This is a genomic window from Paraburkholderia nodosa (assembly GCF_001718195.1).
Classification (GTDB): Bacteria; Pseudomonadota; Gammaproteobacteria; order Burkholderiales; family Burkholderiaceae; genus Paraburkholderia; species Paraburkholderia nodosa_A.
The window spans coordinates 207,497-226,797 of the sequence record NZ_MCNV01000002.1 but is presented as its reverse complement, the minus strand read 5'-3'; the positions used below and the strand labels follow the sequence as shown (position 1 = coordinate 226,797).

Here is a 19,301-nt window from a genome sequence, read left to right as displayed (position 1 = left end):
AACTACCATGGAAACGTATTCGCGGGAAGAGGGCGATCAGGTCAACATTCTTGTCGTCGACGATGTGCCTGAGCAGCACCTCGTTCTTCGCAGCGTTCTCGAAGAACTCCGCGAGAACATTGTGGAGGTTTCATCCGGGCGGGCCGCACTTGCGGCCGTGCTCGAACAGGAATTCGCAGTCATCCTGCTGGATGTGAACATGCCAGGCATGGACGGACTGGAGACGGCGTCGATGATGCGCGCGTACCGGCGAACCAGGCAAACGCCCATTATCTTTGTCACCGCTTATGTGGATGAAAAGGAAATGTCGCGCGGTTATTCACTGGGCGCTGTCGACTATATATCTTCGCCTGTCGTTCCGGAGATACTGCGGGCGAAGGTCCGCGTTTTTGTCGACATGTACCGGATGCGCAACCAGCTACTCGCGCGCGCGGCCGAGCGCGAAGAACTTGCAAAGGTCGAGGCGCAGCGCGCGGCTGCCGAACAGGCGCGATACCGAGCCGACTTTCTCGCCCGCGCGAGTCAGGCGCTGACCCGCTCGCTGGAGGTCGACGATACCGTTGCGAGGATCGTTGAACTGCCCGTGCCCGCGCTCGCCGACCTCGCGGTTCTGGTGTTCACCGCCGGGGAAGGAGTGGCGCCGAAAACCGTTGCGTACATTTCGAACGCTGCGTACGCAGGCGCTCAAACCGAGGCGGCTGGTATCCTGCTGCCGCGGACTTTGCCTTTGCAGGCACTCGACGATCTGGTCAAAGAGTGCCTCTCGAAGGGCCTCCCGGCAACGCGCCAGATCGACGGGAGCCCGGTGCTGGCGTCCAGCCACGACGACGGCAGCGTTACCGGGATGCCCCTCGAACTGGACGCAATGACGGCCTGGCCGTTACTGGTCGACGCCGCCCAACCCTGCGTCATCGTGCTGGGCGTGCGCCACTCGATCGAACGCATCGACGAAGGGCCCGTGACGCGCGAGTTTGTGAGCCGTGCGGCAATCGCGCTCGAAAACGCCTTGCTTTTCTCGGCGATCCGCGATGGCGACCGGCGCAAAAATGAATTTCTGGCGATGCTTGCGCACGAACTGCGCAATCCCCTTGCGCCTATCGTCAATGCCGTGGCGGTGATGCGAAGTGCCAAGTCGACGGATCCCCACGTGCTGCGATGGGGTAGCGACATTATCGGAACGCAGGCGGAGCATCTCGTGCGCATTGTGGACGACCTCCTCGACGTCTCGCGAATTGCGCGCGGCGTGGTCACCCTTCGTACGGAATTCGTGCTCCTGTCGAGCGTCATCGACCGGGCAATCGAGGCGAGCGGACCGCACTACAGCAGGCGTTCGCAAACCCTGATACGCGAAACTCCGGATGTCGACGTCGTGATCGAGGGTGACATCGTCAGGCTCTCGCAGATCGTGACAAACCTGCTCAACAACGCGTCCAAATTTACGTCGCCCGGGGAGCGCGTGTACATCTCGACAAAATATGACGGCGCGACAGCCTCGATTGTCGTCTCCGACGAAGGCGTTGGTATCGATCCCGCGTTTTTGCCACACGTTTTTGAACTCTTTGCACAGGGGCAGACTTCGCTGGACCGCAGCCAGGGAGGCCTCGGCATCGGCCTGACGCTCGTGCGCCATCTCACGGAAATGCATGGAGGCACGGTTCAGTGCGAGAGTGAGGGCCAGGGAAAAGGAAGCCGGTTTACCGTCCGCTTGCCGGCGCGCGCGGTTCAGCAGTTGACCAAAACACAGACGAATGTGGTTCCGATACGGCGCACTCAAGGCGCGCGCGTCCTGATCGTCGACGATATGACCGCGACAGCAGAAAGCCTTGAAGCATTTCTGCGCATACATGGGCATCAGGTTCAGCGTGCCTCTGATGGCCCCACAGCGCTCTTGCAAGCACGTGCATTTCTGCCGGAAGTCATTCTGCTAGATATCGGACTGCCTGGTATGTCAGGCTTCGAAGTCGCGCAGCATCTTCGCGCCGACGAAGCGTTGCCGCGCAGCCTGATTATTGCCATAAGCGGCTACAGCCAGGAGGACCATCGAAACCGCGCTTCCGATGCCGGTATCGATCATTACCTGGTCAAGCCGGCCGATCTCAACGTTCTGATCGGCATCATCGAAGACTACGGACAGTCGAAGACGCCTGGTAACGGCGCTTTCGCCTAAGCAATTGCAGGCGGCTGCCGAGTGATCCACGTGCCAGCCATGCAGGCAGAAGGTCCCGGCGCAGCAGCAGCGCGCGGCAAGCCCCTACGGTCGCGCCTGTTGGCGCCGGTATTCTTCCTGTTTCATCTCCATGTACTGCTGCCGGTCAATTTCGTGCAGTTGCCGTGGATATTGCTCGCTGGCACTGAACCAGTTACTCAGGCGCTGCTGCACGCGATTGTCCGGTAGGCTCGTCGGTTCGCCGAGATAGGCATCGATGGCCAGGTAGTAACGCATGGTATTGCGTTCCACCAGACCGCGCACCCCGTCGACGAATTTCGGCTCTGCCGCGGACGGTTCCGCGAGGTTGGTGAAGCCGACCTTGCCATGACCGAAAGTCGCGAGATAGCCTTTCATGGCGAGACGCCCGATTGCCCCGTAACTATACGCATAGGTCAGGTGCAGGAACGTGCGACCACTCCCGAGCGACACCGCTTCCAGAACGATCTGATAATCGCGGGTGTTCAGCGGCCCGCTATCGGAGTGCAGTTTTAGCCGGAAGTATCCCGGGCTGGTGGTTGCCGGTTCGTAATCGAATTGCAGACGGTAGGTGGACGCGAGTTCTTCAGCGACTTCCTCCTGACTGACGTATACGGTCAGCGTGTCGCCGCTGCTGTTGGCAGAGGCGTGGCAGTACTTGATATTGGGATGCAGGATCAACACATCGCACCAGTTTTTCGGGCTCTGCGTCGGGTCATTAAATACATCACTGACGGTCCCGAATGGGTAGTCCAGCACAGCGTAGATTTCGCCCGTGACGGTTGAGGGGGACTCGCGGGAATCGAGATACAGCCTGCGATGAAACGCGGCATGATCGAGTTGTGGTTTCAGGCTCTCGTAGGTGGCGCGCAAGCTGGTGGCATTGTCAGCTGGCTGAGCAGACAGCCCCGCGCACGGCAAATAGCTTGCCGCAAGAATGGTCAGCGTGCGCACTATCGTTCGCACCAGCGCCGTGACGCGGTCTCTGCGAGACCAATGAATTTCGGATTCGATAAAATCGGACATAAGGGTCCTGGATCGGGATGGCCCACCATCCACGAATGTATGCTTGTTCGTCTGGTTCCGCGCAAGGGACATGCCTCGCGGGCGGTTGATAAAGGCTCGGATGTGGCCGGTCCGATGCGCCGCGCGATCGAGAACTATCTTGCGGCGAACGATCTCGCCATCGAGCCGGCACAACATCGCCCTGGCGCTCGATGAAACGGACTGCGAAGCCGTCGCCGCGCTCAACCTGTCCCGGTGAATGCGTTTTGCATAAACGTAGACTGGGTTCGTCGTATGGATCTACAGACTCGTGCGTAGATGCCGATAAAGAAGGGTTGGGCGAGAGATGGCAACGGAGTTCGGCGATTGGCCAGTGGTACTTTTTGTATCGACCCACCGCGGAAAGAGGAAGAAAACAAGGAGAAGACGAGAATGGATCGGGCGACTTTATCGCGGCTGCGTCAAACTATTGACGACCTGGAACGCCTATCAGCGACGCTTCCCCATAAGAGTGAGGGAGTCATATTCCTCGCTCGGATCATTCATCAGTTGCAGATCCTTCAGGACACGGTCATTGCGGGAGATGCCCGCGAAACTGTATTTGTGTGCTCGGAGCAGATTGCGTCGATCGCGCGCTCGCGTGAGACGTTCGTTCGTGTTGCTGGCCTCGTGCTGTATGCCCAGGCCGTTGAGATTCTGACGGCGCTACAGAAGGAGGCGCACGTTTTCGCCGCCATTCAGCCGCAACATCACGGGCCTGGCAAGATGATTCACGGGTAATCGACGCGCTTCCAACGGACAACGAGACGCAGCAGCTCGGCCATAGCGGACGGTCGGTGACCCGCGGCCGTGGGGCGGCTGCACGTTCCATTGCGGACATTCGCATCGCCACGCGTCCCTAGCTGCCCGCCGATGCAAGTTCCAGTTTCTTGCGCTGCAGGAACCGCCGCACGGCCGGATCGCGCTCGAGGCCGATGGCGAGATCGTAGGCGTCAAGCGCTTCGGTCGTAGCGCCGGCACGCGCGAGCAGATTGGCACGTGCGGCCCAGTATGGCTGGTAGTCAGTCAGCCGCGGATCGTCCGCATACGGCGCGAGCGCGTCGAGCGCCGCCTGTGGGCCGTCGCGTTCCGCCAGTGCCAGTGCGCGGTTCACCGCGATGACGGGCGAAGCTGCAATGGCGAGCAGCCCATCGTAAAGTTGAACGATCTCGTCCCAGTTCGGGCAATGCGATCGGCAGCGATGCACATGCGCCGACTGCAGCGCGGCCTCGAGTTGAAAGCGACCGATTGAATTTAACGCGTTCGCGCGCCGCAGCAGTACGTTGGCTGCGTCGATCATCGGTGCGTTCCATGTTGCCGGGTCCTGAGCCGATAGTGGCACGTAATCGCCGGCCGCATCGCGTCGGGCATCTCGCCGCGCCTGCGCAAACAGCATCAGCGCAAGCAGACCCAGCGTCTCCGGTTCCTCGGGCAGCAGTTCGACGAGCAATTGTGCAAGATACAGCGCCTCGTCGGCTAGATCGCGCCGTTCGGTATCACCGCCGACCGGGTCCGTCCAACCTTCCGCATACGCTGCATAGACAGCTTCAAGCACTGAGTCGAGCCGGCCGGGCAGTTCCTCACGCTCGGGCACGCTGAACGGAATGCCCGCTTCGCGGATCTTGGTCTTCGCGCGCACGAGGCGCTTGCTCATGGCGGCGGGAGACATCAGAAACGCGGATGCAATCGTCTTCGCTTCCCGGCCCAGCACGACCTGCAGCATCAGCGGCGTGCGAATTGCGGCCTCGAGTGCAGGGTGAGTGCACGCGAAGAGCAGCGCGAGCCGCCGGTCGGGCAACGCGCCGGGTTCACACTCGTCGATCTCTTCCGCGAGGATCGCGAGCTGGTTCACCACTGCGTCGCCGACATGGCGATGGCGTGCGCCATCTATCGCCCGGCGGCGCGCAACGGTCATCAGCCAGGCTTCGGGGCTCGCGGGGCAGCCGCGCTCCGGCCAGTCCGTGAGCGCCGCCGCAAACGCGTCGGCGAGTGCGTCCTCGGCCGCGGCGACGTCGCGCGTGCGCATCGCCAACAGTGCGACGAGCTTGCCATAACTGCGGCGCGCGACGGCCTCGGCAATGGGATGTGCGGCGGCGTCAGCGTGACGGCCGCCGCCGGACTGGCTCATGCAGCAGATGGCGCATCGTACGGAGCGGTCCAGACCGGGCGCACTTCCATGATGCCGTGCGCCGCGCCCGGACACCGCGACGCCCACGCCATTGCCGCGTCCAGGTTGGGTACGTCGATCAGGTAGTAGCCCGCGAGCTGCTCCTTCGAATCGGAGTACGGTCCGTCGAGCACCTGCGGCTTGCCGTCGACCAGCCGCACGGTCGTGGCCGTATTCGTGTGCTGCAGCCGGTTGGCACCCACCAGCGCTCCCGCTTTCTGGAGCGATTCCGTGTATGCGTGATAGGCGGCGACGCCTTGCTGTCGCTCGCTGTCGGTCATCTGGTTCCAGCTGTTTTCTTCCGAATAGATCATCAACAGGTATTCCATTTGAGCCTCCGTCATGGGGTTGAGGCGGATGAATTCCATCGTCCCGCCATCATAATGACGCTCTCGCGTCATGCTGACGGACAAGGCGCATCAAAAAATCGCGGAGGGCAGATGTCAAGCGGCAGCAGCAAGAGGTCGATGAATCAATGCAACTAACGGCCCGTCAGCTTCGATTGCACGCAGCACGCAGAACGCCAGGTGAGCTCTCGATGCGTCATGCCGTGACCAGATCGAGCGATTGGCGGGAATGTCGCACGACGTGCCGCTGCGCGAAACGAAGCGCAGAGAGCGAATCTCTGCGCAGTTTATATGCAGTATCAACTGAGAATGGGTGGCAATTCCCGTCGTGGCGAGTTTGGCAGGACCTTCGGTTGCATCGGTTTCGTCTCGACGATGAGGCGATGATGCGGCACCGGATGAGCGGCGGCAGTTGCGAGCGAACGTCGCGAGCCGTCACTGTGCGGCGGTATCTTTGCCGCCAGGCGCACGCCAGCGACCGGCTTGTGCCGGGTGTTGTCCTTACTGTTGCCGGTTGAAGCGCGATGCGGCGGCGCGTCCGTTGTCGTTCGCGCGACAGTACTCGGCGCATGCCAAACGTTTGCGTGACGGCCATAGCTGAACGCGTGATGCGATCCACCCTCCGGCGCGTGTGCGGCAGCAACCGGCTCGTGCCGAACGTTGCGGACAATCTGCCCGGTCACGACGTGACCTGTATGGTTCCCGGAGTCTTTCGGCCAAAGCCCGAGCATCGCTGCCCCCGCCTTGAGTGCTCCGTCGTCATCCTGGTCTTTATGATCGCCCGACGGCGGCGCAGGGCGGGCTGCCGCGGCGCGCGGTCCGGCGCCCGCAGGCTGGCAAACACATGCGTTGCCCGCAGCCGCACCGACCGAGATCTGACCTGTTGCCTCGGTCCGTTTCGCGACGATGCCGTGACACACATCCGGCGGCATCGATTGTTCGCGATACTCGACGGAGGCCGCGGCCGCCGTCGTCACACTCATTACCGCAACTGCCATTACCACTGCCATTGTCGCGCGCACGACATGTCCCCTTGTTTGATTTTTGCGCCACCCGGGCGGCGATTATACCTATCTGGCATCAGAGGCCGGCAAGCGCTTTTGAAGCAAAAAAAAGGGCGCATTCCCTGTCGACTTGCCTGAACGGGAAAGCGCCCAGATTGCCGGCGCGCGCGGCAGTGCTGATGGGCGCCAACCATCGAAGGCCTTGCTTCCGCCCACCGTGCAACTAACGGTTCCCTCCACCAACCCCCCTAACCGCAGGTTCCCGGCGCGTTACTTCAGCCGGCAGGGCAGGTGGCGCGCACGGTCGCTTGCCTCTGGCTGTCATGGGCGTCTCGAGCGTCGATGGTCGACGTCCTTGCATTTTTCCGAGGAAGGTACAGCTGGCAGGTGTTGCCGCGTGATTTTGCGTCTCATGCGCTCCAATGTACTCGTCGGAGGAAGCTGGCGATGCGTGCAGCAGGATATGTACAAGTACTTGTACATGAATGAGGCGCGTGGTAGACTTGTACGATATTTGGTACAAATCTGCCTCGAAGGAGGATGCATGCGCACGATTCCCTTTTCGGACGCCCGCGCGAATCTGAAGCGCGTCATTGACCAGGTAGTGGATGACGTAGACGTTACGCTCATTACCCGGCGGGACGCACCCAACGCGATCGTCATGTCTCAGGAGCATTACGACAGTTTGATGGAAACGGTCCACCTGCTGCGCTCCCCGGCCAACGTAGCCCATTTGGAGCGCTCAATCGCGCAGGCAAGGTCGGGCAAGGTCAAGTCCCGCAAGCTGGTCGAAGACAGCGAATGAGCGCGCCTTGAACATCATGTGGACCGCCGAGGCATGGGACGACTATGTCTACTGGCAGGGGCAGGATAGAAAGACGTTAAAGCGGATCAATCAACTCATCAAGGATACGCAGCGCTCCCCGTTTGAGGGCATTGGCAAGCCCGAGCCATTGAAGGAAAACCTGACGGGTTTCTGGTCACGCCGGATCGATGAGACGAATCGTCTGGTCTACGAAATAGACCGCGCGCAGATCAACATCATTTCGTGTCGCTACCACTACTGATCGACGCCATCGTCCAGCTGCATTGCGAGGCTGCCCGAATTCTCCAGGCATGCCTGCCGGCCCATCCCGGACGCGAACCGGTAAGCGGTAGATCGGAGCGCATTTGACCTGCAAGCTGTCTTTTTGCTGATCTGGGGCACTTCTGCTGGGGAGCGTCGCTTCGCTTTGCGGTCGAAGCATTCGCGTCCAGGAAAGGGCAGCCGCCCATCAGTACGCGCATGCGCCTGCGTGCCGTTGACCAGGACCGGTCACCTGACGGCGCGATGCCTGCATGCAGGCATGCTGAAGGCGAGGCCGGTCAGTGCTTGAGGCGACATTCCCATGCATGACGAGCCCCAGCCGGGACTCATCGGATCGACACCACATCGCCGTCTCCCGGCTATCACCTGCGTGGCGAAAGCGGCGATCCCTGCGCTTCAATTTACAGGCTGCCGGGCGCGCACATATGCCAGCAGCGCGAGACGGTTCCGGCGTTTTGGAAGAGCTGGGGGCGCGTTAATGCTCCTTCGGTTGACAGTCGATCTGTAGTGTCGAAAGTAGCGAGACTATATCGCTGGAGGTTTGCAGAATGCCTGCAAGGTCGTAGATCAACCAGCAGAGTGGTATCTATGCCGGCGATGGTGGCTTTAACGTCCAGGTGGGCAACCATACGCAGCTCGACGGCGGCGTGATTGCGAGCACGGCGACGCAGGACAAAAATACGCTGTCGACCCAGACCTTCGGGTACACGAATCTCCAGAACACCGCGGATTATTCGGGTTCGACGGTGGGCCTGAGCGTCAGTGGATCGATGGGCAAGAGTACGCCGCAGGGCACGGGCTTTAGCGCACCAGTCTCTCCCAATGGTGTGGCCGGAGCGAGTCCGAACCAGCTCGGGCCCGCGGGCCTGGGCGTGGCGGGTGTGAGCAGCAGCCAGTCCGGGACGACGTATGCAGCGGTGAGCCCTGGCACGATCACCGTGCGCGGCGACGCGGGTACGGGCCACGACAGTACCGCTGGACTGAGCCGTGACGCCGCGAGCGCGAACGACGGTGCGGTGAAGAACACGTTCGATGCGCAGAAGGTGCAGAACGACATGAGCGTCCAGCAGGGGGCGGTGCAGGTCGGGATGCAGGTGGTGGGGGACGTTGCGACGGCGCTGGAAGACCAGGCGAATGCGAAGCTCACAAAGGCAACAGAAGCCAAAGACGCTGCGCAAAAGGCAGGAGATACGCAGGCCGAAGCGCAGGCACAGGCCGATATCGATTCGGCGAAGCAGCAGCTCGCGCTGTGGGGCAACGACGGGGCGGCGCGCATCGGGTCTCACGCGATTGTGGCGGGCGTGGGCGCCGCGCTGGGTGGCGGCAGTGTCGCGGGCGCGGTTGGCGGAACGATTGCGGGGGACATTGCGGGCAACGCGGCAGCGCAGGCGCTCGATAACACCCCCGGAGGCAGGCTGCTATCGAACGTGATTTCGGGCGTCGCAGGCGCGGTGGCGGGCGGTGCGCTGGGGGGTACTGCCGGCGTGATGAGCGGGGCGAATGGGGCGCTGGGAGCGGATCTGTACAACCGGCAGTTGCATCCAGATGAGCGCGCACTGATCAAGAAGCTGGCGCAGCAGAAAGCCGAGCAGACCTGCAATGGTGACGCTACCTGTATATCGACAGCGACAACCCTGTGGTCCGACTTGCTTGAGCGTGTGGCCGAAGGACAAGTCGACGATGCCGCCAACGCCAAGAACATGGGGTATCTCCAGAATATCTTGCAGACAGCGACTGTGCAGAATAGCCAAGGGGCGCTGGGCGGTGTTGACGCGTATCTTAAGAACTTGCAAACCGCGCAAGATATGCTGGCTCCGTACATGGGCAAGCCGATTATGGTCGGCGGCGCTCCGATCATGGCTGACGGAGGTGTGGAAACCTACTTCAGTGCCACGCCAGCGCAGCGCGCGGATCAGTACACCAACTACATCCTCCGGACACAGGCTCCTGGACCTGTCGTGCCGGGGATGGACTTGCGCGATCAAAACCGGCTCGATTACCTTGCTACCCTGAACGGTTCAGCGCAGCCCGAATACACCTTGGAGCAATTGGTGTTTGGGGGCGCACTGACCAACAAAGTGATCGGTACGGTTGGGCGCGCTCTAGGGGCACTCGACGCGACGCTCGCTGGCGATGTGGTTGCCTCGCAGGGAGGTAACATCGCGGCCAGCCAGGTCACGAACCAGGGTATGACACTGCCGCTGTCGGCTGCGGAACGTGCAATGCTTTCTCAACTCGACAACTTGCCGAACACGACCTTGCAGGGTGACGCGCGCGAATTTGTCGTGAACAACTATTTCGCACGCAATGGTTACACGCAGCTCGACGGAAAATGTGGCGTCAATTGCTTTGACGGAGTCTATGTGAAGGGCGACACGGTCTACATCAACGAGGTCAAGCCACTCAATTCGAACGGGTCGATCAAGCTCAATGGGCCTTCCGGATCCTTGCCAACGCAGATGACAGATGATTGGGTGACCGGCGCAATCGATCGCCTGCGGCAAACAGGTGATGCTGCTGCGACGCAAACCGCAGATATTATTCAAGCGGCAAAAGATAACGGTAAGCTTGTTAAGTTGGTTACCGGCGTTGATAGCCAAGGGGCAACCGTTGTCAAGCTCGGGGGAGCAAAATGATTGAATTAAGCCGTGAGCAAAAGCTTCTCAATGTCCTCGGCGCAGAGGAGAAGGCAAGCCATCGTCAAATCGAGTGGTTCATGCATCGTCGAAAGACAGCCAGCTTAGGCAGCATTCTTTGCGGCCTTGCGGGGTACGCGCGAAACAGCGCTATTCATGCCTATTTCATCGAGCGTGACCTCGAGAAATGTAAGCAGAACTTCTATCTGGCGTCCAAGCTCGTTCTAGCGAGCGTGGGGCAGAATGGAGGCGCTTCTTTCGAGGTTGGAAGAGACATTCAGATTGCACTGCTATCTGACTGCGAGGAGATAGTTAAAGAAATCGCTTGCCTAGAAACGGCGGATTTGGTAAGAGACCGCAATAATCCGCTCAACAGCCGGTTCCATGTTTACATGTTGCAAATGGCTATCCGCGGCGAGGACCAAACGGTTCATGCCATGATCGAGAAGATCGCAAAGCATGGCCGAAATCCGCTGCGAGCAGAATGTGCCCAAGGCCGTGATTTCTTTTCACTTTTGCTCAAGGGCGATAGGGAAGGGCTAGGAGATCTAATCCAGAAGAAGCACGCCTTTATTAAAGGAAGTGGCGATGTGGCAGAGGAGTTCATGTCATACCGCGGCACCTTGGAGAGCAAACTGTGCTGGTATCGCGGCGTCCGTGTGGAGATCGAACATCCTTTAGTTCCCGTGGAGTTGATGCCCGTCCGTCCGCTAGCTCACTACGACAACGTCTACGATTTTCTCAAGCCAGGGTGGGTGCCGCCACCGCAAGGCTTCCTCGGCAAGCTATCTCGGCTGTTCAGCAACAACACTTGACCTGTACAACCGGCAGCTGTATCCGAACGAGCAGCAAAAACTCGCGCGAAGGGACAGACGCCCGAGGAGCCGCAACGTCTGGCGGATGCGGCGTGCTATCTGTTGCAGTGCGCGGCGGGGCTGTCTGACGTTAACCCGGCCAAAGCGAATGCACTGATGTCGCAGCAGCGCTGGCGGGTTACATCTCCGAGCAGCACCAGTTGCAGGCCACGGGCTTGTTCCCGCAGTACAGCAGCGCGGATGCGTTGGGCGACGCGCTGAGCCGGGCCTGGGACTGGGGTCCGGCCGGTGCGGCCGTGGCGCGGCGAACATGGAGATTCCAGGCGACGTGCTTGAGGGTGACTTGAATCCACAAACTGACATTGCGGGCGCAGAGGCAAAAAGACGCTGCTTGCTGAACATTGCGGTGTTCGGGCGAGAACCCTGAACCACTACGAAAGAACGATGAAATCAATCAAAAATAACCTTTCGCTGTTCCTAACTCTTGCATTTCTGACAGGCTGCACTACCGTAGGCCATCCCTATCCATTCCCGAATGACTCGGAGCCCTCAGCAGCACTACAGATCGAGGGTAAGGCCGTCTACCTCCTGACGTTAAACGAAAAGGGCTGCTACACGGGCAAGACCTACGTCGATGGCAGCCCGGGCGCGATGCCAGTCAAGGTCGTTCCGGACAAACCGCTCGTGATCTCCTACGAGGAAAATGTGTGCATGTTGCCCGCATCGTTCACGCCGCAGAAAGACGGACGTTACCGCCTGGTCGCCTGGGAGGGACATAAGCCCTCCGATCCAGATATGTCCTTCTTCCAGTCGATGATGCGTGTGCACGACCGGCAATGTATCGTCGGTGTCATGGAGATCAGTCCTGCGGGAGAACCCGTGAAGGCCGTGAAGGTCACGGAGCTTCGCCCCAGACAGACCGCCCTTACCTGTATCAAGTTCCGTTGATGCCGGTGGCGTATCCCAATCAGGGCCCATAGGTCTAGGCGGGTCAAAGTACGTCGCAGAGCAGACGATGGAAATACAAGCTTCGCCAGCTCCGCATGCATGATGGAGATCGCAACAAGAAGTGCCGCACCGATGATCGGCGCGATGAACAATGAACCCGTCGCACTTGCCACAGCGTTTGATGCCGTAACTCATGTTACGCGTCGAGGCCAGTGCATTGTCGACGCTGCTCATACCGTCGCACAGCAATTTCGTCGCACAAAGCACGTTCGCGCGGGCCGGGCGGCTTGCTGGATGATGGTCTATGCGGGATGCAACTAACCGCCTGTCCCGTTCGCAACCCCGCATCCGCCGGTGCCCGGCGCACCTCGCCAGCGAGCAAGGTGACAGGGATCTTTCCGAGGAAGTGAGGCTTTTTGCGGCTTACACTTGAAAGGAGCGCCCAACGCTTTCTCTCTCGTAACAGAGTTCGAAAACGAGCGTATTACGAGGAAGGAAAGCATGGAACCCAGACACGCCAAAGTGCTCACCCCCGCGAAATTCCGCCACCTTTTGCGCGTCACTGAAGCGACGAGCCGCTTCCCCGAACGTGACACGTTGATCCTGCTACTCGGCGTCACCTGTGGTATGCGGGTGACCGAGATCGCCCGGCTGGAGGTTAATCACGTGCTCACACGTTTGGGCGCGCGTCGCGAAGAAATCGCCTTGCCGGGATCTATCACCAAGGGCTGCCGGCCGCGCTGCATTTTCCTCTCACATCAGAGGGCGCTCGAGGCCTTCGATCGATATGTTGAGTGGAGGTACATACGTGCTGATGGCGTCTTGCTGGACAAGTGCGAGTATCGCGGCCTCATGCCTCACACACGACTCATCCTCACGCAGAGGGGGGGCCGTTCGAGCTGAGTGTGAAGCGTCGTGTCAATTTCGAGGGCGAAGCTGTCGAGTATCTGGCTGCCGACAGCCTGCAGAGCTACGTGACGAGTCTGTACCGCGCCGCAGGCCTCGGGGCAGGGTACAGCAGCCATTCAGGGAGACGGACATTTGCCAGTCGACTCGTCGCGCAAGGGCACTCGCTTGAAACTGTTCGGGTTCTCCTGGGGCATGCGCATCTTGATCACGTTGCGCCATACTTGGACGTAACCGCGCGTGAGCACCGGGATGCCGTCGAAGCGATTGATCTCGGGGATTGAACAAACCACTAAAGATACGGCGGTCGGCGGCCGATAACCATGTCGTAGACCTGTCTCGTTGGAATGAAATCACCGCCGGCCAAAGATTGCTACGAAAGAGATCCGTTCGACTTTCACACCAGATGGTGCGACCAAGTGCGGACTGCACGGTGTGGTTCACCGCAGGACATTTCAATATCCATTTCGCATAGAAGAAGTTAAGCGTGTCCACAAAAATTATCGCGCTGTGTAGCATTGCTTTGACGCTCACGGCTTGCACCGACACCGGGCCGATCAAGATTGGCCCTGACACTTACGCCATCTCGACGCGCGTGCCGCTCGGTGGGCCGGCGTCCGCAAAGGGTCAAGCGCTGCAGGAAGCAAACGCATTCTGCTCGACGCAAAACAGAGAGATACTGCTCCAACATGAGCAATCGAGTGAATGCGCGCTGCATGGCGGTTGCGGTGAGGCAGAGATCGAGTTCTATTGTCTCCAGCCCGGCGATCCTATGCTCAAGCGCCCGGAATTGAGGGCTGAGCCCACTCAGCGGATCGAGGTCGAGCAAAAGTAGAGCGTCTGAAGCAAGGAAAACGGTCATCGGGTATCAATACGACGGCACGACGCGTGAGGTGACATTTGAATCTGAGCGGGTTGTAAACTTCCATGCTTTGCCGTTTACTCATGCTTTTTACGTGGCGAGCGAAATGGCAACGGCGACGGAGAGTTGGGCGGCAATGGAATTCTAGGGTACCGAAACCCTTGCGCAAGGCAATCGCGATGTCAGCCGACATCGTCTCCAAAATGCTAATTCCGAGGTTCCTCTCTATGTGTCCGATACATCACTTTGCGCCAGTTTCTCACTGCCCTTTGTGTGGAGCCTCTTCTGGAGGATTTCTCGGCGGGTTCGTGAATGGATTCGTAAACACGCCGAGAAAATGGTACCGAGGTGTACAGCGGATCAAGTCGCAAGGCGGTGTTATCCTGGCTTCGAAGGGGAGGCCAGAAGAGGAGGAGAACCGTACTCTGGGTCAAGAGATTCGCGCGGTATCGCGCTTGGCATCCCAGGAAAACGTTCAAACAGCCTCCGAAGCCTGGGGTCGACTTCCGCCGGAGGTCAGGGATCGTTTGACAACATCAGGGTTCGAAGCTGCCGGCGGCCTGGCTGGCGGCTTTGTCGGCGGTTACGCCGCCACAGGTTTACTAACGTTCTGCTTGAGCTATCTTGGCGGTCGAGTGACCTCCAGGCACCTCACACTGCGGGCGTACGGACCGCCCGCCACGATTGGGTTCGGGCTAATCATTGCAACCCTTTCTGTGCAAGGGACATTTGCCGTGCTGATTGAGCGGCAAAGGCAAATATGGCGTGAGTACCCCGGGACAGAAGACATATTCAAAGATGTACTCGATAAAGCAACGAAGGACGAAGAAAGGCAGTAACAGGCAACCCCGGCGTGAAGCGTTCATATCGTTCCTGTTTGAACGACTCGACCGCACGCCTAACTGACCGGAACGGAAAACATATGAGCACGTTCTCGGAAGCGGACTTGGCAGATGCACTGAGCGATTACTGGTCCGCAGTGTCCGAGGCGGTAGAAGTCGCGAAAGCTTGGCACGAGAAACTCGAGGCCGGTGCCGCACCCTCAGCAGCGGAGGTTTCGGAATTTCACGCTTGCGGCGATACACTCAACAAAAGGGTTGCGCAAGCTTGGGACCGCTACTGCCACATCAGTGCGCTGATGTATCGACTCTGAATTTCGCCAAAGCAACGGAAAAACCATTTCGATTTGCGAGGATGGAATGATGGAAAAGCTGGTGGTTTCTCAGGGTTTATTCTATGAGGGGAATGCTAATGACCTACGTGCCATTCATCCAATTCCTGTCGTGAGCAATGTTTCGTGCGAGTTTATTGCATCGCCAGCGGAGGTTGCCTTTCGAGAGGACAGCTTTGACCCAGTTACCCGCATAAGGCGTGGGCGTTTCTATGTCAAAAGCTCCAACATATCTCGATGGCATATCGGTCGCGTGGATTCAGGCAGCTTCGATCCATATCACATCGGCAAGCATAATGGCATGGCCGACAAAATGTGGACGCCTGACGTGTCTTACGACGCGTGGCAGCCTAACTTGAGGCCGGAAAGTATCGAATCTCGCATCGTCCGGATCGGCGACTCTGGATTTGAAACGGCTTGGCGCGTTGTAGGCTCGGAGAAAATCTCCATCGGACATGTTTTGGTTACGCTTCGGGCGGTTTCGCTCGTGGGAGTCCTTCCTGATCTTATCAAGCCGATTGTTGATAAGGATGGTGCCAAGGTCGATACCGGTGCCGTGCATGCTGCGCTGGAATCATTGGTTGATGCATTTCATAAACAGCAGCCGACTCCCATTGTGGACGTAGCTCGCGAGACAACAAAGGTAATCTTGACAACGTGGATCGGCACACACGCTCAGGGGAAAGACTTGGGGGATGTTGTCAAGGAGATCCCCAAGGGCAAGAATATTGCCTGCTGGGCGGCGTCTGTCGTAAACCGACTGCATCCGCGCGGAAAGTCTTCGGAGCGGGAGTCTAGAGAAGAAAAAGGCTTGCCCCTTCGGCCACTTACCACAGAAGATGCCGAAACCAGTGTCCATCTTGTTGGAATGCTCTTGCGTGAAATCGGATGGTCAACACCATAAAATGCACGGAAAACTGTTGTGTGCCGTCGCGCTTCAAATTTTCCGCGTGGATGCCGTAAACCAGCGATTCACCGTCGGTTCACAGCGTTTCGACGTAACGAAGTCACCTGATCGGTCGAGCGTGCTCCTCCGACCTGGACGATTGCAGACCAGAAAAACTCAAGCACCACAACGACAATGGAAAAGCCGATCTCGCTGGAACGCCTGTTCACGCAAAAGATATTCCGCATCCCTGATTTTCAGCGGGGCTATGCGTGGCGGCACGAGCAGTTGAGGGCGTTCTGGGAGGATCTGGTCAATCTCAATACAACCCGGTCGCACTACACTGGGGTTGTGACGCTGACAGAGGTCTCCGGCTCTTCGGTCCGTGAGGATTCGAAAGAGCACTGGCTCGTCGATGACCACTCCTATCGCCTATATCACGTAGTCGACGGTCAGCAGCGCCTGACGACCTTCGTGATCTTTATTCAAGCGTTCGTGAACTTCTTTCGCAAGCTTCCCGTACACCAGGGGATGCCGGGGAAGGAAATCTACGTCACTGATAGCATGACGCTTGCAGACATCGAGGAACGCTACCTCTTTAGAACAAACCCGAGAGGCGGATTCCGGACGTATCTGTTTGGTTACACCGAGGACAATCCGAGTGAGGAATTCCTCCGCTTTCGCATTTTGGGTGAACCTGACGGGAAGCAAGTGCAGGAAACGTTCTATACGTTGAATCTCGACAACGCGAGCAAGTACTTTTCCGGGCAGATTGCCGAATTCCATCGAATCAATGGTCACCAGGGTCTAGCCGATTTGTTCAAGAGGCTGACCAAGCGCCTCCTCGTCAACGAGTACGCGATCGACGACGAGTTTGACGTATTCGTGGCTTTCGAGACGATGAACAATCGTGGGAAAAAGCTTTCCGACCTCGAGTTGCTGAAGAACCGGCTCATCTATCTCACGACCTTGTATGGGGACGAGCAGGTTGACGGGGCAGGCAAAAAGGCGCTTCGCGATGACATCAACGACGCGTGGAAAGAGGTCTATTACCAGCTCGGCCGCAACAAGACGCGTCCGCTGAATGACGACGACTTCCTTCGAGCCCACTGGATCAGCTACTTCAAGTACTCACGCGATACCGGCCGCGACTACGCACGCTTCCTGCTCGACGAATATTTCACATCCCAGAACGTCCACGACTTGGTCGAGAGAACTGTAATACTCGAAACTGTCGAAGAACAGCGCTCGGAAGCCGACTTTGACGACGCAGATGAAGCGATGACCGAGGCGCTGGAAAAGCCAGCTACGTCGCGCGGAAGCAAGCTTGCGCCAAAGCACATCAGGGATTACGTTGGTAGCTTACGTCAGTCCGCTCAACATTGGTTCAATTCGTTCTATCCGCATCTCGCGATCGGCATGTCGGAGGTCGAGCGGATTGCAGTGGATCGCCTGAATCGAATCGGGATGGGGTACTTCCGTCCGCTGGTCATGGTGGTGCTGAAGTCCGTGGACGAGGAAGCGCAAAGGCTCCGAATCTTCGAAAGGATAGAACGCTTCATCTTCATTGCGTTCCGGATCGGCACCGCGCGCTCAAATTACCGCAGCAGTGTGTTCTATAGAGCCGCGCGCGACCTCAATCGTCGCGAGGCTACGCTCTCGGAGATAACGCAACACCTAGATAGCTCGCTGGCGTATGCCTTCGACCAGGATGGTAAGCTCCGCATCGATGAGTTTCACAGCATTCTCTTCAAGAAATTCGAAGAAGGTACAGGCTATTATGGCTGGTCGAGTTTGCGGCACTTCCTTTACGAATACGAGCAGCACCTCTGCAGCCGTAGCCGGCAACAGAAGGTCGACTGGGATGACTTGCTGAAGTCAGGAAGCGACCGCATTTCGATTGAGCATATCTATCCACAGACGCCAGGGGCAGCCTGGGAGGCTGCCTTCGCAGACCTTTCCGAAAAGGACAAAATCCGCTACGCCGGATCAATCGGTAATCTCCTCCTGCTTTCCATGTCGATCAATGCTTCGCTTCAGAATGACGCGTTCTACGACAAGAAGCAGCCCAGGTACGACGCGTCGGGCGCCAAGATTCGCAACGGTTATTCCGATGGTTCACATTCGGAAATCCAAGTGGCGGAGAACGATGATTGGGGACGGGAGCAGATCCGCGCGCGCGGTGAAGGTCTGCTGATGTTCATGGAGAAAAGGTGGGGATTTGCCCTCAGGGATGACGATCGCGAAAAGCTGCTGTTCCTCAGCAGTGAAAGGCAGGCGGAGACGGTCTCTGACTAACCTCTTGGTGACATTGAAGTTCCCTGAGTCGACGCCGTTCGACGTGGTCGCCGTATGGGTGGCAAGTCTGCCTGGTCGTACGGTCGTCTCACGGCTGTCCGCTGAACATCGGCAAAGGTCAAACGTTGGAGATCAAAAAATTGACGCCTGAATCTTCCTCGCGACGAGGATTCATCAAGTGGATCGTTTCAAGCTTCTTGCTTGCGCAGGCTGCGCCAAACGGGAAACTGCTCGGAACGCTGGCACGGCCGAAGCCATCGATTGAACATGAATGGTCAAATCTGTCGGTCGAGCAACAATCGAGAGCGCTCTTTGGCAGGCAAGTCCCGCAGGACGCACGCCTCATCGCGTCAGCGAGAAACGGCGGCGTCACCGCGGCTGTATTCGAGGCGGACCTTCGCGAATCGAGTTTCGCGTCTGTCGCTCGGTGGCTCTGTATCGCACCTGAGCGCTCGTCTGGAATATTCGCGATCCAGGTGACGGGCGACGCCATGGCAATATCGAGTTCATTCCATCCGGTCGTCGTCACCCTCCAGGTTCTCGGAGATGGGGCGGTCGAGGTTAGCGAGCAGCATCTTCGTGCGCACGACCAGCACGTTTGGAAAGAACTGGGCGGCAAGTGGTGCTTGACTAGGAAGTCTTTCGCAGGCAACGTCGCGCACCGGTTTGTCACTGAGGAATATGACCTCGCGACAGAGCAATTTGTTGCGACTGAAGGCTTTATTGAAAACGATGAACCATACGCAAGTCACTGCGTAAGCACAAATGTGCTGGTCGAGCTGGGGACGTACTACAAAGGCCAAGCAATCGCTTAAACGTGCACTGAGGAATGGCTGGCACGTCTCAGCGCAACTGCTATGACGACCGTATAGGCCCCGAATTGATGGAAATTTGCGGAGTAGGAGTGGACCTGCTCCGAGTTTAGCTCGTAATCGCGTGTCCGCC

General features: G+C 58.6%; 19 protein-coding genes. 15 read left to right on the top strand and 4 right to left on the bottom strand.

The window, feature by feature from the left end; genetic code table 11:
• Positions 1–7: 7 nt before the first annotated feature.
• On the top strand, positions 8–2,167 hold the full coding sequence (locus BFD71_RS04370) for an ATP-binding response regulator (protein WP_069262063.1): 2,160 nt from the start codon (positions 8–10) through the stop codon (positions 2,165–2,167).
• Positions 2,168–2,251: 84 nt separating this feature from the next.
• Here BFD71_RS04370 and BFD71_RS04365 read toward each other — a convergent pair whose 3' ends face one another.
• Positions 2,252–3,211 carry a hypothetical protein gene (locus tag BFD71_RS04365; protein ID WP_069262409.1) on the bottom strand — a complete coding sequence of 320 codons (960 nt, stop codon included), beginning with the start codon at positions 3,209–3,211 and terminating at the stop codon, positions 2,252–2,254.
• A gap of 345 nt (positions 3,212–3,556) precedes the next feature.
• Here BFD71_RS04365 and BFD71_RS04360 point away from each other — a divergent pair, with 345 nt between their 5' ends.
• On the top strand, positions 3,557–3,970 hold the full coding sequence (locus BFD71_RS04360; protein ID WP_176732822.1) for a hypothetical protein: 414 nt from the start codon (positions 3,557–3,559) through the stop codon (positions 3,968–3,970).
• Between the two features lie 118 nt (positions 3,971–4,088).
• Here the strand turns inward: BFD71_RS04360 and BFD71_RS04355 are convergent, their stop codons facing one another.
• From BFD71_RS04355 to BFD71_RS04345, 3 genes are all read right to left on the bottom strand, one after another.
• On the bottom strand, positions 4,089–5,357 hold the full coding sequence (locus tag BFD71_RS04355; protein ID WP_069262061.1) for an RNA polymerase sigma factor: 1,269 nt from the start codon (positions 5,355–5,357) through the stop codon (positions 4,089–4,091).
• The gene (locus tag BFD71_RS04350) at positions 5,354–5,725 is read right to left on the bottom strand and encodes a YciI family protein (protein ID WP_069262408.1); all 372 of its coding nucleotides are present in this window, start codon (positions 5,723–5,725) and stop codon (positions 5,354–5,356) included. Before BFD71_RS04350 ends, BFD71_RS04355 begins: the two co-directional genes overlap by 4 nt.
• Positions 5,726–6,042: 317 nt before the next feature.
• Positions 6,043–6,726, bottom strand: a complete 684-nt coding sequence (locus BFD71_RS04345) for a hypothetical protein (protein WP_069262060.1) — start codon at positions 6,724–6,726, stop codon at positions 6,043–6,045.
• A gap of 565 nt (positions 6,727–7,291) precedes the next feature.
• Here BFD71_RS04345 and BFD71_RS04340 point away from each other — a divergent pair.
• The 13 genes from BFD71_RS04340 (at position 7,292) to BFD71_RS04285 (ending at position 19,171) form a co-directional block, all read left to right on the top strand.
• Positions 7,292–7,552: a type II toxin-antitoxin system Phd/YefM family antitoxin gene (locus tag BFD71_RS04340; protein ID WP_069262059.1), complete on the top strand. Its 261-nt coding sequence runs from the start codon at positions 7,292–7,294 to the stop codon at positions 7,550–7,552.
• Between the two features lie 16 nt (positions 7,553–7,568).
• Positions 7,569–7,814: a Txe/YoeB family addiction module toxin gene (locus BFD71_RS04335; protein ID WP_069262407.1), complete on the top strand. Its 246-nt coding sequence runs from the start codon at positions 7,569–7,571 to the stop codon at positions 7,812–7,814.
• A 637-nt stretch (positions 7,815–8,451) separates the two neighbouring features.
• The gene (locus tag BFD71_RS04330) at positions 8,452–10,470 is read left to right on the top strand and encodes a hypothetical protein (protein WP_141710568.1); all 2,019 of its coding nucleotides are present in this window, start codon (positions 8,452–8,454) and stop codon (positions 10,468–10,470) included.
• Complete coding sequence (locus BFD71_RS04325) at positions 10,467–11,285, top strand: hypothetical protein (RefSeq protein WP_083245049.1); 819 nt, start codon at positions 10,467–10,469, stop codon at positions 11,283–11,285. Before BFD71_RS04330 ends, BFD71_RS04325 begins: the two co-directional genes overlap by 4 nt.
• 444 nt (positions 11,286–11,729) lie before the next feature.
• On the top strand, positions 11,730–12,233 hold the full coding sequence (locus tag BFD71_RS04320) for a hypothetical protein (RefSeq protein ID WP_069262058.1): 504 nt from the start codon (positions 11,730–11,732) through the stop codon (positions 12,231–12,233).
• A gap of 501 nt (positions 12,234–12,734) precedes the next feature.
• Positions 12,735–13,136: a hypothetical protein gene (locus tag BFD71_RS42000; protein ID WP_256094486.1), complete on the top strand. Its 402-nt coding sequence runs from the start codon at positions 12,735–12,737 to the stop codon at positions 13,134–13,136.
• Complete coding sequence (locus BFD71_RS42785; RefSeq protein WP_370684247.1) at positions 13,067–13,423, top strand: tyrosine-type recombinase/integrase; 357 nt, start codon at positions 13,067–13,069, stop codon at positions 13,421–13,423. Before BFD71_RS42000 ends, BFD71_RS42785 begins: the two co-directional genes overlap by 70 nt.
• 203 nt (positions 13,424–13,626) lie before the next feature.
• Positions 13,627–13,974 carry a hypothetical protein gene (locus tag BFD71_RS04310; protein WP_218108648.1) on the top strand — a complete coding sequence of 116 codons (348 nt, stop codon included), beginning with the start codon at positions 13,627–13,629 and terminating at the stop codon, positions 13,972–13,974.
• A gap of 206 nt (positions 13,975–14,180) precedes the next feature.
• Positions 14,181–14,840: a hypothetical protein gene (locus tag BFD71_RS40295; RefSeq protein ID WP_141710567.1), complete on the top strand. Its 660-nt coding sequence runs from the start codon at positions 14,181–14,183 to the stop codon at positions 14,838–14,840.
• Positions 14,841–14,923: 83 nt separating this feature from the next.
• Positions 14,924–15,154, top strand: coding sequence for a hypothetical protein (locus BFD71_RS04300; protein WP_069262056.1), 231 nt, complete (start codon positions 14,924–14,926; stop codon positions 15,152–15,154).
• 46 nt (positions 15,155–15,200) lie between these two features.
• A complete protein-coding gene (locus BFD71_RS04295) occupies positions 15,201–16,076 on the top strand; it encodes a hypothetical protein (RefSeq protein ID WP_069262055.1) in 876 nt (291 codons plus the stop codon).
• A gap of 177 nt (positions 16,077–16,253) precedes the next feature.
• Positions 16,254–18,356, top strand: coding sequence for a DUF262 domain-containing protein (locus BFD71_RS04290; protein WP_069262054.1), 2,103 nt, complete (start codon positions 16,254–16,256; stop codon positions 18,354–18,356).
• A gap of 125 nt (positions 18,357–18,481) precedes the next feature.
• Complete coding sequence (locus BFD71_RS04285) at positions 18,482–19,171, top strand: hypothetical protein (protein ID WP_141710565.1); 690 nt, start codon at positions 18,482–18,484, stop codon at positions 19,169–19,171.
• Positions 19,172–19,301 lie beyond the last annotated feature (130 nt).

Bases quoted from the DNA above. Each gene is read 5' to 3' on its own strand.
- BFD71_RS04335 (WP_069262407.1), top strand. From the start codon at position 7,569: ATGTGGACCGCCGAGGCATGGGACGACTATGTCTACTGGCAGGGGCAG.
- BFD71_RS04290 (WP_069262054.1), top strand. From the start codon at position 16,254: ATGGAAAAGCCGATCTCGCTGGAACGCCTGTTCACGCAAAAGATATTC.
- BFD71_RS04355 (WP_069262061.1), bottom strand. From the start codon at position 5,357: ATGAGCCAGTCCGGCGGCGGCCGTCACGCTGACGCCGCCGCACATCCC.
- BFD71_RS04325 (WP_083245049.1), top strand. From the start codon at position 10,467: ATGATTGAATTAAGCCGTGAGCAAAAGCTTCTCAATGTCCTCGGCGCA.
- BFD71_RS04345 (WP_069262060.1), bottom strand. From the start codon at position 6,726: ATGAGTGTGACGACGGCGGCCGCGGCCTCCGTCGAGTATCGCGAACAA.
- BFD71_RS04340 (WP_069262059.1), top strand. From the start codon at position 7,292: ATGCGCACGATTCCCTTTTCGGACGCCCGCGCGAATCTGAAGCGCGTC.
- BFD71_RS40295 (WP_141710567.1), top strand. From the start codon at position 14,181: ATGTCAGCCGACATCGTCTCCAAAATGCTAATTCCGAGGTTCCTCTCT.
- BFD71_RS04350 (WP_069262408.1), bottom strand. From the start codon at position 5,725: ATGGAATACCTGTTGATGATCTATTCGGAAGAAAACAGCTGGAACCAG.
- BFD71_RS04320 (WP_069262058.1), top strand. From the start codon at position 11,730: ATGAAATCAATCAAAAATAACCTTTCGCTGTTCCTAACTCTTGCATTT.
- BFD71_RS04370 (WP_069262063.1), top strand. From the start codon at position 8: ATGGAAACGTATTCGCGGGAAGAGGGCGATCAGGTCAACATTCTTGTC.
- BFD71_RS04295 (WP_069262055.1), top strand. From the start codon at position 15,201: ATGATGGAAAAGCTGGTGGTTTCTCAGGGTTTATTCTATGAGGGGAAT.
- BFD71_RS04365 (WP_069262409.1), bottom strand. From the start codon at position 3,211: ATGTCCGATTTTATCGAATCCGAAATTCATTGGTCTCGCAGAGACCGC.
- BFD71_RS04300 (WP_069262056.1), top strand. From the start codon at position 14,924: ATGAGCACGTTCTCGGAAGCGGACTTGGCAGATGCACTGAGCGATTAC.
- BFD71_RS42000 (WP_256094486.1), top strand. From the start codon at position 12,735: ATGGAACCCAGACACGCCAAAGTGCTCACCCCCGCGAAATTCCGCCAC.